This is a genomic window from Streptomyces sp. QH1-20, from assembly GCF_041283565.1.
Classification (GTDB): domain Bacteria; phylum Actinomycetota; class Actinomycetes; order Streptomycetales; family Streptomycetaceae; genus Streptomyces; species Streptomyces syringius.
Genome location: NZ_CP166299.1, coordinates 7254512 through 7275234 on the forward strand (window position 1 = coordinate 7254512; position 20723 = coordinate 7275234).

2 protein-coding genes (both running past the window's edge) are annotated in these 20723 nt (G+C 75.2%); both read left to right on the forward strand.

Features of this window, described 5'->3' with window-relative positions; genetic code table 11:
- Nucleotides 1-18234 carry the 3' portion of an SDR family NAD(P)-dependent oxidoreductase gene (locus AB8O64_RS32580; protein ID WP_370423216.1) on the forward strand. The gene continues 1077 nt to the left of window position 1, outside the view, so the window shows 18234 of its 19311 coding nt (coding positions 1078-19311); the start codon falls outside the window, past its left edge; it ends in the stop codon at nt 18232-18234.
- Nucleotides 18231-20723, forward strand: partial view of an SDR family NAD(P)-dependent oxidoreductase gene (locus tag AB8O64_RS32585; protein ID WP_370423218.1) — the beginning only. Its footprint extends 4461 nt past the window's final position; only the first 2493 of its 6954 coding nucleotides appear in the window; the start codon lies at nt 18231-18233; its stop codon lies beyond the right edge, outside the window. The genes AB8O64_RS32580 and AB8O64_RS32585 overlap by 4 nt, the downstream gene beginning before the upstream one ends.

Below are 20723 nucleotides of genomic sequence, written 5' to 3' on the forward strand. Positions count from 1 at the left end.
GGCCCGCTGCCCGAGCAGGGCCATGTGCACGCCGTCGCCACCCCCGCGGGCCACGACGTGACCCTCGCGGACGACGAGGGCCGGGTGTGCGTACGGCTGCGGGCCGTCGTCACCCGGGCCGTCGACGGTGCCGCCCGGCTCGACAACGCCGTCGCCACGAACCTGCTCGCCCAGCGCTGGCGGCCCGCCCCGGCCGCGGCGGCCGGCCGGCCCGCGCGCGTGGTGCTGCTCGGCGAGGGAACGCTTCCCGGCGCCGAGCGCGCCGTCGAGGACGCCGTCTTCCCCCGCACCGAGGAACTCCTCGTCGTCCGCACCGTGGACGGCGACCCGCTGCCCGGGCTGCTGAGGCTCTTCCGCGCCTGGTCGGCGCAGCCGGCCCGGCAGCCGGTGCGGGTGCTGCACGTCTTCCGCCCGGCGGGCGGGGCCGAGGACGCGCGGGTGTACGCCCTCGACGGGTTCGCACGTTCCCTCGCCCACGAGCACCCCGAGTTCCGCGTCGCGGTGATCGAGCCGGGGACGGCCTCCCTCGCCGACGTCGTCGCCTCCGAAGCATCCGGCCCGCACGAATTCCGGGTCCGGTACACGGCCGAGGGCCGCCAGGCCCTCCGGTGGGAGAGTGTCGAGCCCGCCGCCGCCCCGCTCACGCCGCGCGGCACGGTGCTGGTCACCGGCGGCGCCGGGGCCATCGGCCGTCACCTCGTCGCCCACCTGGGGGGCACCGCCCGCTACGTCCTGACGGGGCGTTCGGCGACGGCCGACCTCACGGACCTGCGCGCCGCCGGCCTCGATGTGCACTACCTGCGGGCGGACCTGGGCGCCCCCGGCGCCGCGGCGGACCTCGTCGAGCGGGTCCACGCGTCGTTCGGACCGGTCCACGGCGTGCTGCATCTCGCCGGGACCACCCGCGACGCGCTGCTGATCCGCAAGACCGACGAGGACAGCGCGGCCGTGCTGGCACCCAAGGTGCGCGGCACCCTCGACCTCGACCGGGCCACCGCGAACGATCCGCTCGACTTCTTCGTCGCCTTCTCCTCCATGTCCGGCGCCGCCGGCAGCCCGGGACAGACCGACTACGCCTACGCCAACCGCTTCCTCGACGCGTTCACCGCGTGGCGGCGCGGCAGTGACCGTCCCGGCCGCAGCCTCTCCGTGCTCTGGTCGCTGTGGGCCGACGGCGGGATACGCGTCGACGCCGACGACGCCACCGCCGCCCGGATGGCCCGTCAGGTCGGACTGGTGGCGATGCCGACCGACGCGGCCCTGGCCGCTTTCGACCGGGCGCTGGGCCACGACGGCGACCACGTGCTGATCGCGCACGGCAACCTCGCCCGCCTGCGGGAGGTGCTCGACGCGCCGGCACCGGAGCCGGTGGTGTCCGCGTCAGCTCCGCGGCCCGGGACGGCGGGCACCGAACCGTCGGCCGCGGCCGAGGACTTCCTGCGCGAGGTGCTCGCCGAGGTGTTCGAGTTCCCGCCGGAGGAGATCGAGGCCGACACGGCCTTCGAGCAGTACGGCATCGACTCGCTGCTGATCATGGACCTGACCCGTCGGCTGGAGGAGCACTTCGGGTCGCTGCCGAAGACGCTGTTCTTCGAGTACCAGAACCTGCGTGCCCTCGCGGACTGGTTCACCGAGCACCACGGCGCCCGGATCCTGGAACTGACGCCCGCGCCCGCCGTCGAGGCTCCCGCACCCGCGCCCGCCGCTCCGGCCCCCGCGCCGGTGACGCCGACCGCCACCCCCGCACTCCACCAGGGCGGTGCGACCGCCTCTGCCCAGGGGCCCGTCCCGATCGCCATCGTGGGCGTCGCCGCGCGGTTCGCCGAATCGGACACGCTGGAGGAGTTCTGGGCCAACCTGAAGGCGGGCCGGGACCTCGTCACCGAGATCCCGGCGGACCGCTGGGACTGGCGTGACTACGACCAGGCCACCCCCGCCGACCGGGCGGCCCGGTACAGCCGGTGGGGAAGCTTCCTGCGCGGCATCGACAAGTTCGACCCGCTCTTCTTCGGTGTGTCGCCCCGCGAGGCGGAGATCATCGACCCGCAGGAGCGGCTGTTCCTGCAGACGGCCTGGCACGCCATGGAGAACGCCGGGCGCACCCGCGCCGATCTGCGCTCCCATCGCGTCGGCGTCTACGTGGGCGCCATGTACGGGCTGTACCAGCTGCACGAGGCCGAGGACGGCCGGATCGGCGCCTCGTCGCACGCGTCGATCGCCAACCGCGTCTCGTACACCTTGGGCCTCACCGGCCCCAGCCTGGGCGTGGACACGATGTGCTCGTCCTCGCTGACCGCGATCCACCTGGCCGTGCGCGACCTGTGGGCCGGTGACACCGACATGGCCGTCGCCGGTGGTGTCAATCTGCACGCCCACCCGTACAAGTACCGCTTCCTGGGCCAGGGCCAGTTCACCTCCAGCGACGGCCGGTGCCGCAGCTTCGGCGCGGACGGCGACGGCTACGTCCCCGGCGAGGGCGTCGGCGCGGTGCTGCTGCGGCCGCTGGCGGACGCCGTCCGCGACGGCGACCACATCCACGGCGTCATCCTCGGCTCCAGCGTCAACCACGGCGGCCGGACCAACGGCTTCACCGTGCCCAACCCCGTCGCCCAGGGCGACCTCGTCGCGCAGGCGCTGGAGCAGGCCGGCGTCGACCCGGCGTCGCTCGGTTACCTGGAGGCGCACGGCACCGGCACCGCGCTCGGCGATCCGGTGGAGATCCGGGGCCTCGCCCGGGCGCTGGGCACGGCCGTCCCGTCGTCGCGCACCCTGCCGATCGGCTCGGTCAAGTCCAACGTCGGTCACCTGGAGTCCGCCTCCGGCATGGCCGGGCTGTGCAAGGTGCTGCTGCAGATGCAGCACGGCGAGCTCGTGCCGTCGCTGCACGCGGACCCGCTGAACCCGAACATCGACTTCGACTCCACCCCCTTGCGCGTGCAGCGCGACCTGGCCCCCTGGCCCCGGATCGCGGGCACCCCCCGCCGGGCGGGCATCAGCTCCTTCGGCGCCGGCGGCGCCAACGCCCACCTCGTGGTGGAGGAATACCAGGAGAGCGCGGGAGTGGGGCCGACGGACGGCGACGAGCGCGGTCCGTGGCTGTTCCCCCTCTCCGCCAAGGCGCCCGAGCGCCTGCCGGTGCTCGCCGCCGAGCTGGCGGACGCCCTTGAGAACGGCCCGCACCGCCGCCTCGCGGACGTGGCGTTCACGCTCCAGCGGGGGCGTGAGGAGTGGGCGGACCGGATGGTCGTCTCGGCCTCCACCGTCACCGAGCTGGTGGCCAGGCTGCGGGGGAGCGACCCGCAGGGCGTCTGGACCGGCAGCGCGCGCGGCCGCAAGGCGTCCCGCGCCGCGGCACCCGCCGGCACCGCCCCGGCGGACATCGCCGCCGCCTGGGCGGCCGGTGCGACGGTCGACTGGCCCGAGACGCGAGGGCGGCGCGTGCCGCTGCCGGGCTACCCGTTCGAGGAGCTGCGCTGCTGGCTGACCGACACCATCTGGTCGCCGCCCACGCAGCCGGCCCCGGGCCCGGTCCGGATCGCGCCGCGCCCCGTGCACCCGCTGCTGGACGAGGTCGACCCGGTCGACAGCCTCGACGGCCTGACCTACCGGACGGCCTTCGGTCCCGAGCACCCCTACATCGACGGACACCGGGTCGGCGACATGCGTCTGCTGCCCGCCGCGGCCGTCCTGGAAATGGCCCGCGCGGCGGCCGAGGCGGCCGGCGCGGGGCAGCAGCTCAAGCTCGCCAACGTCCGGTGGCTGCGGCCCTTCGTCGTGGCCGGCACCGAGCGTTCGGCCAGGACGCGGCTGCGCCGCGGTGACAGCGGCCTGGTGTTCGACCTGCGGGACGGCGACGGCGAGCTGCTCGCCGAGGGCCGGATCGACGCCCTGCCCGCCCCGGCCCCGGAGACCGTCGCGATCGACGCCGTCCGGGCCCGGCTGAACCGTCGTCACGAGGGCACCGACCTCTACGCGGACCTCGCGGCGGCGGGCCTGGTCTACGGCCCCGCCCTGCGGACCGTCGAGTGGATCGCCGCGGGCGACGGGGAAGCACTGGTGCGGCTGCGGGTCCCCGCCGAGGCCGCCCGCTTCGCCGGCTCCGCCCTCCACCCCTCGGTGGTCGACGGCGCGCTGCACGCGTTCGCGGTGCTGCGCGACCGGAGTGCCGGTCCCGCCATGGTGCCCTTCGCCCTCACCGCCGCCGAGGTCCTCTCCCCGGTGACGGACCTCGGATACGCGCACGTGCGGACCGTCGGCACCGACCGCTACGAACTGACCCTGACCGACGACGCCGGACGTGTCTGCGCGCGGCTGCGCGACCTGTCCCTGCGCCCCGCCCCGGGCGCGGCTGCTCCCGAGGCGGTATCGGCGGAGCCGGTGGTGGCGGACGACCTGATGTACGTTCCGCGCTGGTCCGCGCTGTCCGCGCGGGAAACGGCGCCCACGGGCGGCACCACCTGGCTGGTCCGCGGCCCGGAGTCCGTCGAGCTCGCGGCCGCCCTGACGGCCCGTCTGGGCGGCACCGTCGTCGAGCTGGACCACGACCGTCTCGACACCGCGACCGGCCGCCCCGACCACGTCATCCTGCTCGGCCCCGGCGCCGGAGCGCGCACCGGCGGCACGGACGATATCGCCGCCCTCGAAGCCACCCAGGAGCGGGGCGTCCTCGCCCTGTTCCGGCTCGCCAAGATCCTGCAGCGGCTCGGCTCCTCGGTCCGGCTCACCGTCGTCACCGAGGACGCGCTCGGCACGGCCGCCGAACCGGTCGGCAACCCGTACGCGGCGAGCCTGCACGGCCTCGCCCTGTCGCTGGCGCAGGAGCACCCGCGCTGGCGGGTGGCCGTCGTCGACCGCTCGTCCGCCGACCGGCCCTCCGCGGACGTGCTCGACGTCCCCGCCGGCGGCCCGTACGCACTGCGCGGCGGTGTGCTCCACCACCGCCGGCTGGTCCCGGTCGCGGCCACGCCCCCGCGGGAGCGGATCCGCCGCGGCGGCACCTACCTGATCCTCGGCGGCGCCGGCGGCATCGGCCTCGAACTGACCGAGTGGCTCGTGCGCACGTACGGGGCGAAGGTCGTGCTGCTCGGCCGCAGCGAGCTGGACACCGCCCGCCGCGACCGGCTGCGCGCCATCGACCCGGGCGGAAACCTGGTCTCCTACCGCCGGGCCGACGCGACGGATCCCGCGGCGCTGCGCGACGCCGTCGCGTGGACGCGCGCCACCCACGGCGCGCTGCACGGCGTCTTCCACGCCACGATCGTCCTGCGGGACCAGACCGTCGCCACGATGACCGAGGAGACCTTCCGCTCGGTCCTCGAGGCCAAGACCCGCACCTCGGTCGCCCTGCACGCCGCGCTCGGCGGCTCGGCCGACGTGGACTTCGTGCTGTTCTTCTCCTCCGCGGTGGCCCTCTCCGGCAGCGCCGGGCAGGGCAACTACGCCGCCGGATCGACCTTCGAGGACGCCTTCGCCCACCACCTCGACGGGGTGCTGGACGCCAAGGTCGCCGTGATCAACTGGGGCTACTGGGGCACCGTCGGCATCGTCGCCGACGAGCGCCACCGCAACCGGCTCGCGGCCACCGGCATCTACTCGATCACCCCGGAGGAGGGCATGGCCGCCGTGCACGCCGTGCTGGGCCGCCCGGACCGCCAGGTCATCGTGGTCAAGGCCGATGCCACCGCCCTCGCCGCCGTCGGCGTGGAACCCGCCCCGGCGGACCGCGCGCACACAGAAACGAACCCAGCCATGAACACCGAGGCACCGGCGGACGACCCGTCACTGGTGCCGTCGCTGACGGCACTTCCCCCCGTCGCCCGGCTGCTCACCGAAGCCGACGACGCCCGCCTGACCGAGGTCATGTGCGGCTGGCTGTGGACGCTCTTCCGCCAGGAGGGCGTGTTCCTCGGCCAGGGCGAGCGGTGGACCCCCGCGACCCTCGCGGAGCGACTGCGCGTCCTGCCCACGCAGGGCAGGCTCTTCGCCGAGCTCCTGCGGCAGCTGACCGAGGCGGGCTATCTGCACGACGGCGGCGGGCACCTCACCCCCGCCGGCCGCCCCGCCCCCCAGGACCCGGAGGGCGAGCTGATCGCCCTCTGCGAGCAGAAGCCGGCGCTCAACCGCTTCGACCGGCTGCTGCTCCCCTGCATGCGGAACCTGTTCGCGGTGATGCGCGGCAGCGTCCGCGCCACCGACGTGATGTTCCCCGGCGGCTCGACCGCGCTCGTGGAAGGCGCCTACCGGGGCAGCCCGGTCGTCGACCGCGCCAATGAACTCGTGGTCGGCGCGGTCACGGACGGCCTGTCGCGCCACAACGGCCCCGTCACCATCGTCGAGATCGGGGCGGGCACCGGTGGCACCACCGCGAGCGTGCTTCCGGCCCTGACCGCCTCGGGCGCGGACGTGACCTACGTCTACACCGACATCTCCCGCGCCTTCCTGCAGCACGGCAAGCAGCGCTTCGCCGAGACGTACCCCTACGTCCGGTTCCAGCAGCTCGACATCTCGGGCGACCCGGTGGCCCAGGGCTTCGAGCCGGGCAGCGCCGACCTGGTCGTGGCGGCCAACGTCCTGCACGCCACCTCCGACCTGCTCGGCACCCTGCGCGCGGTGGCCTGGCTGCTCAAGCCCGGCGGACGGCTGGTGCTCAACGAGGCCAGCAGCAACGTCCTGACCGCCACGCTCACCTTCGGTCTGCTCGACGGCTGGTGGCTGCACGAGGACGCCGAACTGCGCCTGCCCGGCTCCCCGCTGCTCTCCGCGCCCGGCTGGCGCAAGGCCCTCGCGCTCGCCGGCTTCGCCCGCAGCCGTGCCCTCCCGGCCGACGAGGGGCTGACCCAGCACGTGGTGGTCGCGGAGACGCCGATCGGCGCCGCACCGGCGGCCCTCCCCACGGCGGCCGTGGCGGCCCCGCGGGCGATCGAACCGGCTGTGCCGTCCGTGCCGTCGTCCGTGCCGTCCGGTGGGAACACCGACGCGCTGGTCGAGGCCGCCCAGGAGTACGTGAAGGACGCCTTCGTGGAGATCCTCCAGGTCCCGCGCGACCGGCTCTGGCTGGACGAGACGTACGAGAACTTCGGCGTCGACTCGCTGACCGTGGCCCGCATCGTGGACCTGCTGTCCGAGCGCATGGGAGAGCTCCCCGCGACCCTGCTGTTCGAGTACCCGACGGTCCGTGAGGTCGCCGACTACCTGGTCGAGCGGCACGCCGACAAGGTGCGCGCCCTGCTCCCCGAGGCGCCCGCCGCGGCGGAGCCCGCCGCACCGGAGCCCGCCGTGGCGGCGCACCCGGCCGTGCGCGCGTCCGACCGCCCGTCGGAGCCCGCCGCGGAAGCGGACCGGCGCATCGCGGTCATCGGTGTCGCCGGCCGCTACCCCCTGGCCGACGACCCCGACGCGTTCTGGGCGAACCTGCGCGCCGGCCGTGACTGCGTGCGCGAGGTGCCGGCCGACCGCTGGGACCACACCGCGCTGACCGAGGCGGACGGACAGAAGATCAGCCGCTGGGGCGGCTTCCTCGACGGCATCGACGAGTTCGACCCCCGCTTCTTCCAGATGTCGCTGCGCGAGGCCGAGCTGACCGACCCGCAGGAGCGGCTGTTCCTGCAGACCTCCTGGCACGCGCTGGAGGACGCGGGCTACACCCGGGCGCGCCTGCGCGGCAGCCGCGTCGGCGTGTACACGGGCGTCATGTACGGGCACTACCAACTGTTCGAGGACGAGCGGGGCCTCGCGGGAGGCATGGGATACGCCTCCATCGCCAACCGGGTCTCGTACTTCTTCGACTTCCACGGGCCGAGCCTGGCGATCGACACCATGTGCTCGTCGTCGCTCACCGCCATCCACCTCGCCTGTGAGGCCCTGGCGGCCGGGCAGGCGGACTACGCGCTCGCCGGCGGCGTCAACCTCGCCCCGCACCCGCGCAAGTACCGCCAGCTCGCGGCCGGCGGCTTCACCGGGGAAAGCGGCCGGTGCCGCAGCTTCGCGGCCGACGGCGACGGGATGGTGCCCGGCGAAGGCGTCGGCGCGGTCCTGCTCAAGCCGCTGGCGGCGGCGGAGCGCGACGGCGACCGGATCCTCGGTGTGATCCTCGCCGGAGCCGTCAACCACGGCGGCAAGACCGGCGGGTTCGCCGTCCCCAGCCCGGCCGCCCAGGGCGAGGTCATCGCCTCGGCGCTGCACGGTGCCGGCATCGACCCGGCGACCGTCTCGTACGTCGAGGCGCACGGCACCGGTACCGCGCTGGGCGACCCGGCCGAGGTGGCCGGGCTGGTCCGGGCCTTCGGCGACCTGCCGGCCGGATCCGTCGCCCTCGGCTCGGTGAAGTCCTCCGTCGGCCACCTGGAGTCGGCCGCGGGCGTCGCCGCCCTCACCAAGGTGCTGCTGCAGATGAAGGCCCGCGAACTGGCGCCCTCGCTGCACGCGGAGGCCCTCAACCCGGCCGTCGACTGGAACTCCGTACCGTTCCGCGTACAGCGGGAACTCACGCCGTGGAAGGGCGCCGAGCCGCTGCGCGCGGGCATCAGCGCCTTCGGCGCCGGGGGCTCCAACGCCCACCTCGTGGTCGAGGAGTACCCGGCGGACACCCCGGCGGGCGGTACGACGGGACCGGCCGTCTTCCCCTTCTCCGCACGTGACGCGGAGGCACTGCGCCGCGTCGTCGAACGGATGCTGGACTGGCTGCGGACCGCCGGCCCCGGCGCCGACCCCAAGGACATCGCCACCGCGGTCGGCGTCCCCGTCACGGCCGTCGACGAACCGCTCGACGAGCTGGGGCTGGACCCGTCCACCATGGTGCGTCTCATCGGCCTCGGCGACTTCGTCCGGCCGGGCACCGTGCACGGCGGCACGACCCTGCGCGAGCTGGCCGGCCGGGCCGGCGGCGGCGCCGGCGTCGACCTCGGCCGGCTGGCGTACACCCTGCAGACCGGCCGGGAGCCCATGGCCCACCGGTTCGCCGTCGTGGCACGTTCGGCGCGGGAGCTCACCGAAGCGCTCGAAGCCTTCCTCGCCGGCCGGCCCAGTGGCCACACCGCCGTGGTGACCGCGGAACCCGGCACGGCCACCGTGCCCTCCCCGGCCGACCCGGACGGCGTGGCCCGTCGCTGGGCCGCGGGTGAGGTCTTCGACTGGGCGGCCGCCCACCAGGGCCCGGTGCGCCCGCTGTCGCTGCCCGGGTACCCCTTCGCCCGGACCCGCTGCTGGATCGACGCCGTCGCCCCGGCCGCCCCCGTCGCAGCGGCCGCTCCGGCCACCCGCCCGGCCCGCCCGGCCGGTTCGCTGGACACCCTGCTGCGTCTGCTGGGCGCGGTCAGCGGCTACCCGGTGACCGACCTCGACCCCGCCGGCTCCTTCCACGAGCACGGCCTGGACTCGCTGAGCCTCATCCGCTTCGCCGACGACGTCGCCAACGCCTTCGGCGTGCCCGTCGGGCCCGACCAGCTCCTCGCCACCCCCACCCCGAAGTCGCTCGCCGAGTGGCTCGACCGTGAACACCCGGACGCCGTGGCCGGTGCGGCACCGGCCGAGCCCGAGCCCGCGCCGGTCCACGCCGCGGCGGCCGACCGGGCCGCCGACGACCCGGTCGTGATCGTCGGCATGGCGGGCACCCTGCCCGGCGCGCGGGACCTGGACGAGTTCTGGGCCGGCCTGCAGCGGGGCGGTGACCTCTTCACCGAGGTACCCGCCGACCGCTGGGACAGCCGCGCGCACTACGGGGACCCGGCGCACCACCCCGACCGGACCCGGATCACCCGGGCCGGCTTCATGCCGGACGTCGACCGCTTCGACCCGCTGTTCTTCGGCATCTCGCCCCGCGAGGCCCGCTGGATGGACCCCCGCCAGCGGCTGCTGCTGCGCACCGTGTGGACGGCGCTGGAGGACGCGGGCATCGACCCGGCCGACCTCGCCGGCACCGACACCGGACTGTTCGTCGGCGTCGGCGCGTCGGAGTACGCCGAGCTGGTGCAGCGCTCCGGCACGGCCACCGACGCGTACTCCTCGACCGGTCTGACCCCCTCCATGCTGGCCAACCGCGTCTCCTACCACCTCGACCTGCGCGGCCCCAGCGAACCCGTGGACACGGCCTGTTCCAGCTCGCTGGTGGCCCTGCACCGCGCGGCGGAGGCGCTGCGGCTCGGACACTGCGACACGGTCATCGCGGGCGGCGTCAGCCTCATGCTGTCGCCCGTGACCTTCGCCTCCCTCGAACGGGCGGGCATGCTCAGCCCGGACGGCGTGGGCCGGGCCTTCGACAAGGACGCCGCGGGCTATGTGCGCGGCGAGGGCGTCGGCGCCGTCGTGCTCAAGCGGCTCAGCCGGGCCCGTGCCGACGGCAACCCGATCCTCGCCGTCCTGCGCGGCACCGCCGTCAACCACGGCGGGCGGTCCAACTCGCTGACGGCCCCCAACCCGCGCGCCCAGGCCGAGGTCATCGTGCGCGCCCACCGCGAGGCGGGCACCGACCCGGCGACCATCGGCTACATCGAGACGCACGGCACCGGGACGGTCATCGGCGACCCCGCCGAGACCAACGGCCTGCGCCAGGCGTTCGCCGAGCTCTACCGCGAGTGGGGCCACCCGGCACCGGCCGCGCCGCACTGCGCGCTGGGCGCGCTGAAGAACACCATCGGCCACCTCGAACCGGCGGCGGGCATCGCCGCGGTGCTGCGCGTGCTGCTGTCGATGCGGCACGGGCGGATCACCGGCGACCCGCACGGCCCGGAGCTCAACCCCCACCTGGCGCTGGAGGGCACGGCGTTCGAGGTCGCGGCGACCGGCCGTGACTGGGCGCCCGCGGCGCCCGGCGTGCCGCGCCGCGCCGGAGTCAGCTCGTTCGGCTACGGCGGGGTCAACGCCCACGTCGTGCTGGAGGAGTACCCGGCCGAGGAGCCCGCGCCGGCCGACGGCCCGGCCGTGTTCACGCTCTCCGCCCGCGACCCGGAGCGGCTGCGCGCCTTCGCGCACTCGTTCGTCGACACCCCGGACACCTGGGCGCACGACCTCGCGGGCACCGCCCACACCCTCCAGTCCGGCCGCGCCGAGCACGCCGAACGCCTGGCGTTCGTCGCGGAATCCGGTGAGCACGCGGTGGCCACCCTCCGCCGCTTCCTCGCCGGGGACTCCTCCGGCATCCACCTCGGCCACGTCGACCGGCACGCCGACCGGTCACCGTTCGAGGGCCGCGGCGCCGACGAGACGGCCGCCGCCTGGGTCCGGGGCCGGGCGATCGACTGGTCCGCCCGGTGGACCCCGGCGCCGCGCCGGCGTTCCCTGCCGGCGTATCCCTTCGCCGCCGAGCGGCACTGGTTCACCGACGGCGCCCCTGCGGGAGCCATCGAGCCCGCCCCTGCGCCCGCCTCCGGTGACACAGCGGACACGGAGCCCGTCAGCCTCTTCACGGCCGCGTGGACGGCCGAACCCGTGCCGCCCGCCGCGCCGTTCACGGGCCGGGTGCTGGTGTTCGGCGACCTGCCGGTCCCCGGCGCCGTCCACGTGCGGGCCGGCTCCGCGTACGCGGACGACGGCTCCACCGTCACGATCCGCCCCGGCGAGGCCGAGGACTACGCCCGGCTGCTCGCCACACCGGCGGACCGGATCGTGCACCAGTGGCCGCTGCTCGAACCGGACCGCGAGGACCTCGGCATCGAGTCGGTCTACCTGCTCGTCCAGGCCATGACGACCTCCCGCGCCGCGGCCCGGATCCAGGTCCTCGTGCCCGAGGACGCCATGGCGGAGGCCTGGGGCGGATTCGACACCTCGCTGCGCGCCGCCCTGCCCGGCACGGCCTTCGGCGTCGTACGCGTCACGGGCCGGGTCGAACAGGCCGCCCTGCTCGCCGAGGTGACGGCCGAACGGCTCTCCGCGGCCGCGGTCCGTCTCTCGGCCGGCGGCCGCAGCGTGCGCGCCCTCTCGGAGGTCGCCGCGCTGCCCGCCGTCGCCTCGCCGCTGCGCCCGGACGGCGTGCACCTGGTGACCGGCGGCACCGGCGGGCTCGGACTGCTGCTCGCCCGCACGCTGCTGGCGCGCGGTGCCCGAGTGGCCCTCACCGGCCGGTCGTCCGCCGAGGACCGCGCCCGGGAACTGGCCGAGCTGCGCGCACTCGGTGACGTCGCGTACTTCCAGGCGTCCGTGACCGACGCCGCTGCCATGGCGGAGGTCGTGACGGCCGTCAAGGACAGGTGGGGCGCGCTGCACGGTGTCTTCCACCTCGCCGCGACCGCTTCCCGCACCCCGCTGCCCGGCAAGGACGTCGCCGAGTTCCGCGCCCACCTGCGGGCGCGCTTCGAGGGCACCCGGGTGCTCGACGAGGTGACCCGCGACGAGCCGCTGGACGTATTCGTCCTGTACTCGTCCCTGGCCGGCCAGCTCGGCGACTACGGTCTCGTCGACTACGCCGTCGGCGCCCGCTTCCTCGACGGATTCGCCGAGGAGCGCGAGACGCTGCGCTCGGCGGGCCGCCGCAGCGGCCGCACGGTCTCGATCGACTGGCCCATGTGGCGCGCCGGGGGCATGCACGTGGACCCCGAGGACGAGCGCGGCTACCTCGCCGCCACCGGCTTCCGCTACCTGGAGGCCGACGAGGGCGAGCGGATGCTCGACCTCGTGCTGCGCCTGGGACACCCCCAGGTCGCCGTGCTGCCGGGAGAGCCGGAGCGGATGCGCGAGCGGATCGAGGCGATGCGGATCCGGCAGAACACGCCCCAGGACCGCCCGGCCGCCCCGACGCCGTCGGTCGTACAGGCGCCCTCGGTCGTACAGCCGTCGTCGGCCGCGGAGCCGGCCGCGCCGTCCGCCGGCGAACTGACCGGCCGGCTGCGGACGATGGTCGCCGAGCTCCTCGGCCTGGCGCCGACGGCGCTCGACCCGGAGGCCGGCTTCGGTGAGTACGGCCTGGACTCCTTCGGACTCCAGTCCCTCTCCGTGGCCCTGGAGGAGACCTACGGCGTGACGGTGCCGACGACGACGCTCTTCGGTGCCAACACGATCGACAAGCTCGCCCGTCACCTCCTGGCGGAGCACCCCGCCCTGCTGGAGCGGGACGCGGCACCGGCCGCCGCCGCACTGCCCCCGGTCACCCGGACGGAAGCGGTGACCACCCCTGCACCCGCCACCCCGGCCCCGTCCTCGTCGGACGACGCCATCGCCATCATCGGCATGGCCGGGCGGTTCCCGGACTCGCCGGACGTGGAGGCGTTCTGGCGGAACCTCGCCGACGGACGGGACCTGATCACCGAGACCCCCGCCGACCGGTGGGACTGGCAGGAGGTGTCCCGGCGCTTCGGCGGCACCGCCCGCTGGGGCGGCTTCCTGACCGACGTCGACCGCTTCGACGCGCGGTTCTTCAAGATCTCGCCCGCCGAGGCCGAGGTCATGGACCCGCAGCACCGGCTGTTCCTCGAGCAGACGTGGGCGGCGCTGGAGGACGCCGGCTGCCGGCCGGACCGGCTCGCCGGCCGCCGGGTCTGCGTCTTCGCGGGCGTGCAGTTCAACGACTACGAGTCGATGGTCCTGCGCGGCGAACAGGTCAACCCGCACGCCGGCACCGGACTGGCGCGGACCATCCTGGCCAACCGCATCTCCTACCTGCTGGACCTCAGGGGCCCGAGCGAGAGCATCGACACCGCCTGCTCCAGCTCCCTGGTGGCGCTGCACCGCGCCGTCCGCGCCCTGCGCAGCGGCGAGAGCGAGCTGGCCATCGCCGGCGGCGTGAGCCTCGTGCTGTCGCCGCAGACCGTCGTCGCCGGCAACCAGCTCGGAGTGCTCTCCCCGGACGGCCGCTGCAAGGCGCTCGACGCCCGGGCCGACGGATACGTCAAGGGCGAGGGCGTGGGCGTGCTCGTGCTCAAGCCGCTGTCCCGCGCCCTCGCCGACGGCGACCGGGTGCACGCCGTGATCCGCGGCAGCGCCGTCAACCACGGCGGGCACGCGTCTTCGCTGACCGCTCCGAACCCGCTCGCGCAGGCCGACCTGCTGGTCGACGCCTACCGGGACGCGGGCGTGCCGGTGGAGACGGTCTCCTACACCGAACTCCACGGCACCGGCACCGCGCTCGGCGACCCCGTGGAGATCGACGGCCTCGTCCGGGCCCACCGGACCCTGGCCGAGGGACCCGCGACCGCGTGCGGCATCGGAACCGTCAAGAGCAACATCGGTCATCTGGAACCCGCCGCGGGCGTCGCGGGCGTCATCAAGGTGGTGCAGGCCATGCGTCACCGGACGCTGCCGCCGACGCTGCACCTTAAGACGCTCAACCCGCTGATCGACCTCACCGGCACCCCGTTCCGGCCCGTACGGGAGACGACCCCGTGGGCGCCCACGGACGACAGCGGCGCACCTCTGCCGCTGCGTGCCGGCGTCAGCTCTTTCGGCTTCGGCGGCGTCAACGCGCACGTCGTCCTGGAGGAGGCCCCCGCCACGACGCCGCCGGCCCCGCAGGAGGGCCAGGCGCGTGAGGTGTTCGTGCTCTCCGCCCGCGACGAGGACGCGCTGCGACGCTACGCCGCGGCCACGGTGACGTTCCTCGACGGTGAGACGCCGTCGCTGTCCTCGCTCGCCTACACCTCCCAGACCGGGCGGATCCCCATGGCGGCGCGGCTCGCGGTGGTCGCCGGCTCGACCGGTGAACTGCGGGCGCGGTTGGCCGCCTTCCTCGACGGCGACCGTGTCGACAGTGGTGGTGCGGACGGCGGCCACGCGTGGCTGTCCGAGCCGGAGGGCGCGAGCTACCTGGCGCGCCTGGTCCGGGAGGGCAACCTCGACCGGATCGCGGAACTTTGGCAGGCAGGCGCCGACTTCGACTGGAACGCCCTGCGGTCCGACCGGCCCCCGCTGACGTCCATGCCCACCTACCCCTTCGCACGCGAACGGCACTGGCTCACCGCCGGCCCCGCCGCGGGCGGACAGCCGGCTCCGCAGGACTCGGCGACCTCCCTGCTGCTGGTGAAGGACTGGGAGCCCGCGCCGCTGCCCCAGGGCGAGCTGCCGGGCCGCGTCATGGTGCTCGTCAGCGCCGAGACCGAGCCCGTCGCCATCGCGGCGTTCGGCCCCGCGGCCACCGTGGTCCGGCTGGACCACGACAGTGACGACGCCGCCGTCGCGCGCGTCGCGGAGTCGGCACGTGACATGGCCGCCGTCGTGGACCTGGTCGACTTCTCGGCCACGCCGCTCGCGACGCCGGAGGCCGACTGGTCCCGGATCGCGCTGCTGCGCGAGCTGGTCACCGCGAACCGGACCCGTGGCTTCGCCTACCTGCACCTGACCCGCGGCCTGACGACGTTCCGGGCCGAGCAGCCGACGCTGCGCGGCGCGGCCTTCGCCGGCCTCGTCAGGATGCTCACGGCGGAGTACCGCGGCGTGTTCGCCCGCACCCTCGACCTCGACACGCTGGAGCCGGCCGCGGTGCGGGCGGCGGTCGCCGCCGAACTCGCCGCGACCGACCCGGTCACCGAGGCCTGCGTGCGGGCGGGGGAGCGGTACCGGCCGGTGCTGCGCCCGGCCGACCCGGTCACGCCGTCCGCCGACTGGTCGGCGGACCTCGCCGGCCGCACGGTCGTCATCACCGGCGGCACGGGCGCGCTGGGCCGGCTGGTCGCGGCCCGGCTCATCGAGCGGGGAGCCGACCGGCTCGTCCTGCTCGGCCGCTCGCCGCTGCCCGCCCGGGACGAGTGGCCCGCGCTCCTCGCGGACCCCGGCACCGACCCGGCCCTCGCGGCGCGGCTGCGCGACCTCGCGGCGCTCGACCGCCCGGGCGTGCGGGTGGCCGTCGAGACCGCCCCGCTGGATCGGATCTCCGAGGTCCTGGACCGCGCACGGCGTGAGCTGGGCCCGATCGCCGGGATCGTGCACTGCGCCGGACTCGGCGTGATGCGCGATCCGGCCTTCATCGGCAAGCGGATCGAGGACATCCAGCGGGTCCTCGAACCGAAGACGGCCGGCCTCCAGGCCGTCCTGGACGGGTGCGCGGACGACCCCCTGCGGTTCGTCGTGCTGTACTCGTCCGTCGCCGGCCAGGTGCCCGCACTGGCGGTCGGCATGAGCGACTACGCGCTGGCCAACTCCGTGCTGGACCGGGTCGCCGAGTACCGGGCCGCCACCGGCGGACCCGTCGTCAGGTCGCTGCAGTGGCCGAGCTGGCGCTCGGCCGGCATGCCCGAGGTCGACACCCCGGCCTACCGGGACCTCGGCCTGCGGACCCTGGACCCGGAGACGGGACTGGCCCTGCTGGACCAGGCGATGACCGGAAGCCACCCGGTTCTCCTGCCGTGCGTCGTGGACGCCGCCCGCTTCGACGCCGGCGCCCTGCTCGCGGTCCCCGCGCCCGGCCGTCCGGCCGACGCGCCGGCCGCCCCCGCCCCTGCTGCGGCAGCCCCCGCTGTCCAGGCCGGGAACGGCCTCGTCCGGCGCGTGACCGAGGTGATCGCCTCGACGCTGCGGCTGGACCCCGCGCAGGTCGGGCCGGACGAGGACTTCGCCGATCTGGGCGTGGACTCGATCATGGTCGCCCAGATCCTCGCCGCGCTGGAGCGGGAGCTCGGCGTCGTCGCGGAGCCGTCGGCCGTCCTCGAGAACCCGACCGTGACGCTCCTCGCGAAGGCGCTGCGGGACCAGGTGCCGGAAGCCGCACTGTCGGCGCCCGCCCCGGCCCCCGCCCCGATGCCCTCGGAGACCGAGCGGACACCCCGGGCCGTGGCAGCCACGGAATCCACCGGACGGGCCGAAGCCGACACCACGTCAAAGACGGCAGAGTCCGAGGCGGCAGCAGCCGGACCGAAGGACGGCATCGCCGTCATCGGCATGGCCGCGCACTTCCCCGGGGCACCCGACCACCGGGCGTTCTGGCGGAACCTGGTGTCCGGGACGGACTCGGTGACCGAGGTGCCGCCGTCCCGCTGGGACCCGGACCGCTTCTGGCGGCCCGACCCGCAGCCCGGCACCACCGTCAGCAAGTGGGGCGGCTTCCTCGACGGCATCGAGGACTTCGACCCCGACCACTTCCGGCTCGACCCGGCCGGCGCCCCCTTCGTCGACCCCCTGGTGCGCCAGGTCCTCGAGACCGGCGCGGAGTGCCTGGCCGACGCCGGGCTCACCCCCGAGGAGGTCGCGGGCCGACGCGTGGGCGTCTTCGCGGGCGCCCGGGCGGCGAACTTCGGTGCGCACCACGGCACCGCGGGCCCGCACTCGATCAGCGGGATGGCGCAGAACTTCATCGCCGCGCAGCTGTCCCACTACCTCGACCTGCGCGGACCGGCCGTCGTCGTCGACACGGCCTGCTCCAGCGCGCTCGTCGCGGTGCACCTCGCCACGCACAGCCTGCGGACCGGAGAGTCGGACCTGGCCTTCGCCGCCGGCGTCGACATCCTCCTCGACGAGGTTCCGTTCGTCGGCATGAGCGGGGCGGGCGCGCTGTCGCCGACCGGCCGCTGCCACACCTTCGACGAGCGGGCCGACGGCATCGTCCTCGGCGAGGGCGCCGGCATGCTGATGCTCAAGCGCCTGTCCGACGCGGTGCGCGACGGCGACCGGGTCTACGCGGTCATCGAGGGCAGTGCCGTCAACAACGACGGCCGCACCATGGGCATCACGACGCCCAAGCCGAGCGCGCAGCGGCAGGTGATCGAGGCCGCCTGGGCGGACGCCGGCATCACCCCGGCACAGATCGGCTACGTGGAAGCACACGGCACCGGCACCATGATCGGTGACCCGATGGAGCTGAAGGCGCTCACGGAGGCGTTCCGCGGCTCCACCGACGAGATCGGGTTCTGCGGCGTCGGCAGCGTGAAGACCAACATCGGGCACACCCTCAGCGCGGCCGGCATGGCCGGGCTGATCAAGGTCGTGCTGTCGGTCCACCACGCGCAGCTGCCGCCCACACTGCACTGCGCGACCCTCAACCGGCGCTTCCGGTTCGAGGAGTCACCGCTGTTCCCCGTGCGGGAGGTGCGGCCCTTCACCGGCCGCGACGGAACGCGCCGGGGCGCCGTCAGCTCCTTCGGGTTCGGCGGCACCAACGCGCACATGGTGGTGCGCCAGGCACCCGACGACCACGTACCGACCCGCGCTCCGCTGGAGGCGCCCCGCTACCGGCGGCGGCGGTTCTGGTTCGACGCACCGGCGCCCGCGCCGACGTCCGTCCCCGCACCGGCGTCCGCGGACGCCGGACCTCCCGTGGTGACGGACCCGCCCGAGCCGTTCTTCGAGCTCGAGTTCTCGACTGTGCCGGAAGGAAAGAAATGAAAGCGTTGGATGGCCTGACCTGCACCGTGGTGGTGCGCGGGACCGACCCGGTGCTGCGCGACCACCGGGTGCACGGCACGCGCATCCTGCCCGGCGTGTCGTTCCTCGACATGATCTACCGGATCCTGCGCGCACAAGGCGTCGACACCGCCCGGGTGGAGCTGCGCCGTGTGCTGTTCCGCAACCCGGTGGCCGCCGGAGAGGAGTTCGACACCGAGCTGCGGGTGGGCTTCACCGCGGACGGTGACGGCTACCGGGTGTCCGTCACGGGCACCCGCCGCCCGTCGGGCGAGACCGAGCCGGTGCTGGACTGCCGGCTGCTGCTGGACGTGCCCTTCCCCGCGGAGGCCGTCGACCTGGCCGCCCTGCGCGGACGGACGCCGCACACCGCGGACATGGCGGACCTGTACGCGCTCGTGCGGCGGACCGGCATCGAGCACGGGGACTTCATGCGGGCCCGCGGCACCCTGCACGTCGGTGACGGGGAACTGCTGGCGGACCTGTCGCTCGGCCCGCAGGCCGCGGCGTACGCCGAGTACTTCCATCTGCACCCCGCCGCGCTGGACTCCTCGACGCTGCTGCCGACGCAGTTCGCCTCGTCCGGGGTCGGCGCGGCCGCGCGCCCGTACATCCCGATGCTCATCGAGTCCTTCCGGGCCCGGCAGCCGATCGGGGCGCGCACCCTGGTGCACGCCACCCCGCCCCGGCCGACCGGCCCGGACGGCGACCTGACCACCTGTGACTTCCGCTTCCTCGACCCGGACGGCGGCGTCCTGCTGTGGTTCCGCGGGCTCACCTCGAAGCGGGTACGGGACGAGGACGCCATCACCCGGCTGGAGGCGGCGCCGCGCCCGCGGCAGTCGGCCGAGACCGTGGTGCGCGCGCTGCTCACCGAGCGACTCGAGACGGCGGACTTCGACGAGGAGGCCGGGTTCTACGAGCTGGGCCTCGACTCCACGGGGCTGCTCGGCATCGCCGCCGACCTGGAGCGGGCGTACGGCACCGACTTCTCGCCCACGCTGCTGTTCGAGCACAACACCTTCGCGTCCCTGGTCGAACACCTCGGGGAGTACCGGCTGCCCGACGACGCGCAGGCCGTGACCCCGGCCCCGCCCGCCGAGGCCGCGGCCCCCGCCCCGACCGAGACCGGGGTGCGGGAGGAACTGCCCACCGAGGTCGTCTGGTTCGAGCCCCACTGGCGGGCCGCGCCGCTGCCGCCGGCACCCGCGCCGGCCTCCGTGCTGACCGTCGACGCCTCGACCCCGCGCGACTGGCCGGCCCTGCTCGGGGCGACGGACGCCTCGGACGTTCTCTGGACCCCGGCCGACCCGCAGGACCTGGAGAGGGAGGCGGTCGACCTGACCGCCTTCGCGGCAGCCCTGCTGCGCGCCCGCAGGAGCCCGGTCCGGATCGTCTGCCACCTTCCGGCCGACGCGCCGGCCGCGGCGGTCGCGGGCCTCTTCCGCACCCTCCGCATGGAACAGCCGGGCGTCAGCGCCGCCGTGGTGTGCTCGCCGCACGCCGCCGACGCCCTGGCCGAGCTCGCGGCGGGCGCACCCGACGTGGACGTCCGGTACGAGGCGGGGGAGCGCCGGGTGCGCGACATCCGGCCGACGCCCGCCCCGGACACCCCGACGCGCCTGCGCGAGCGGGGCGTCTACCTGATCACGGGCGGGCTCGGCGGGGTGGGCCTCGCCCTGGCCCGGCACCTGGCGCGGACCGTACGGGCCCGGCTGGTGCTCTGCGGGCGCACGGCCGCCCCGTCGTCGGTGACCGCCGAACTGACCGCCCTCGGGGCCGAGGTCGCCGTCGTCGCGGCGGACGTCACCCGCGCCGAGGACGTACGCCGCGCGGTCGACCACGCGCTGTCCACGTACGGCGCGCTGCACGGTGTGGTGCACGCCGCCGGTGTGCTGCGCGACGGGCTGATCGCGGGCAAGAGCGCCGAGGACGTCCGCGCGGTGCTGGCGCCCAAGGTCGCAGGGGCCCGTCATCTGTACGACGCCACCCGGCACCTCGGGATGGACTTCCTCGTGCTCTGCTCGTCCACGGCCGCCGCCTGGGGCAACCGGGGCCAGGCCGACTACGCCTGCGCCAACGCCTTCCTCGACGCCTTCGCGGAGGGCAAGCCGGGGGTCGTGTCGGTCGGATGGCCCGGGTGGGCCGACGGCGGCATGCCGCTCGACGACGCCGCCCTGCGCACGATGGGCCTGAAGGCCATGGACACCCCGACGGCGATGGACATCCTGCTGCGGGCCGCGGGCAGCGGCCGGCCGCACCTCGTCGCCCTGGTGGGCTCGGCGGACACGATCACCAGCCAATTCACCCCGGTGGCAGCCGAGGCCGTCGCGGGCACTGAACTCGTCGCGGCCGGCGAGCCCGTCACCGCTCCGGTGCCCGTCGCCGCTCCGGCGGCCGATGCCTCCGGCGACGACGACGCGATCGCCATCGTGGGGATCAGCGGCCGCTACCCCATGGCCCGCAGCGTC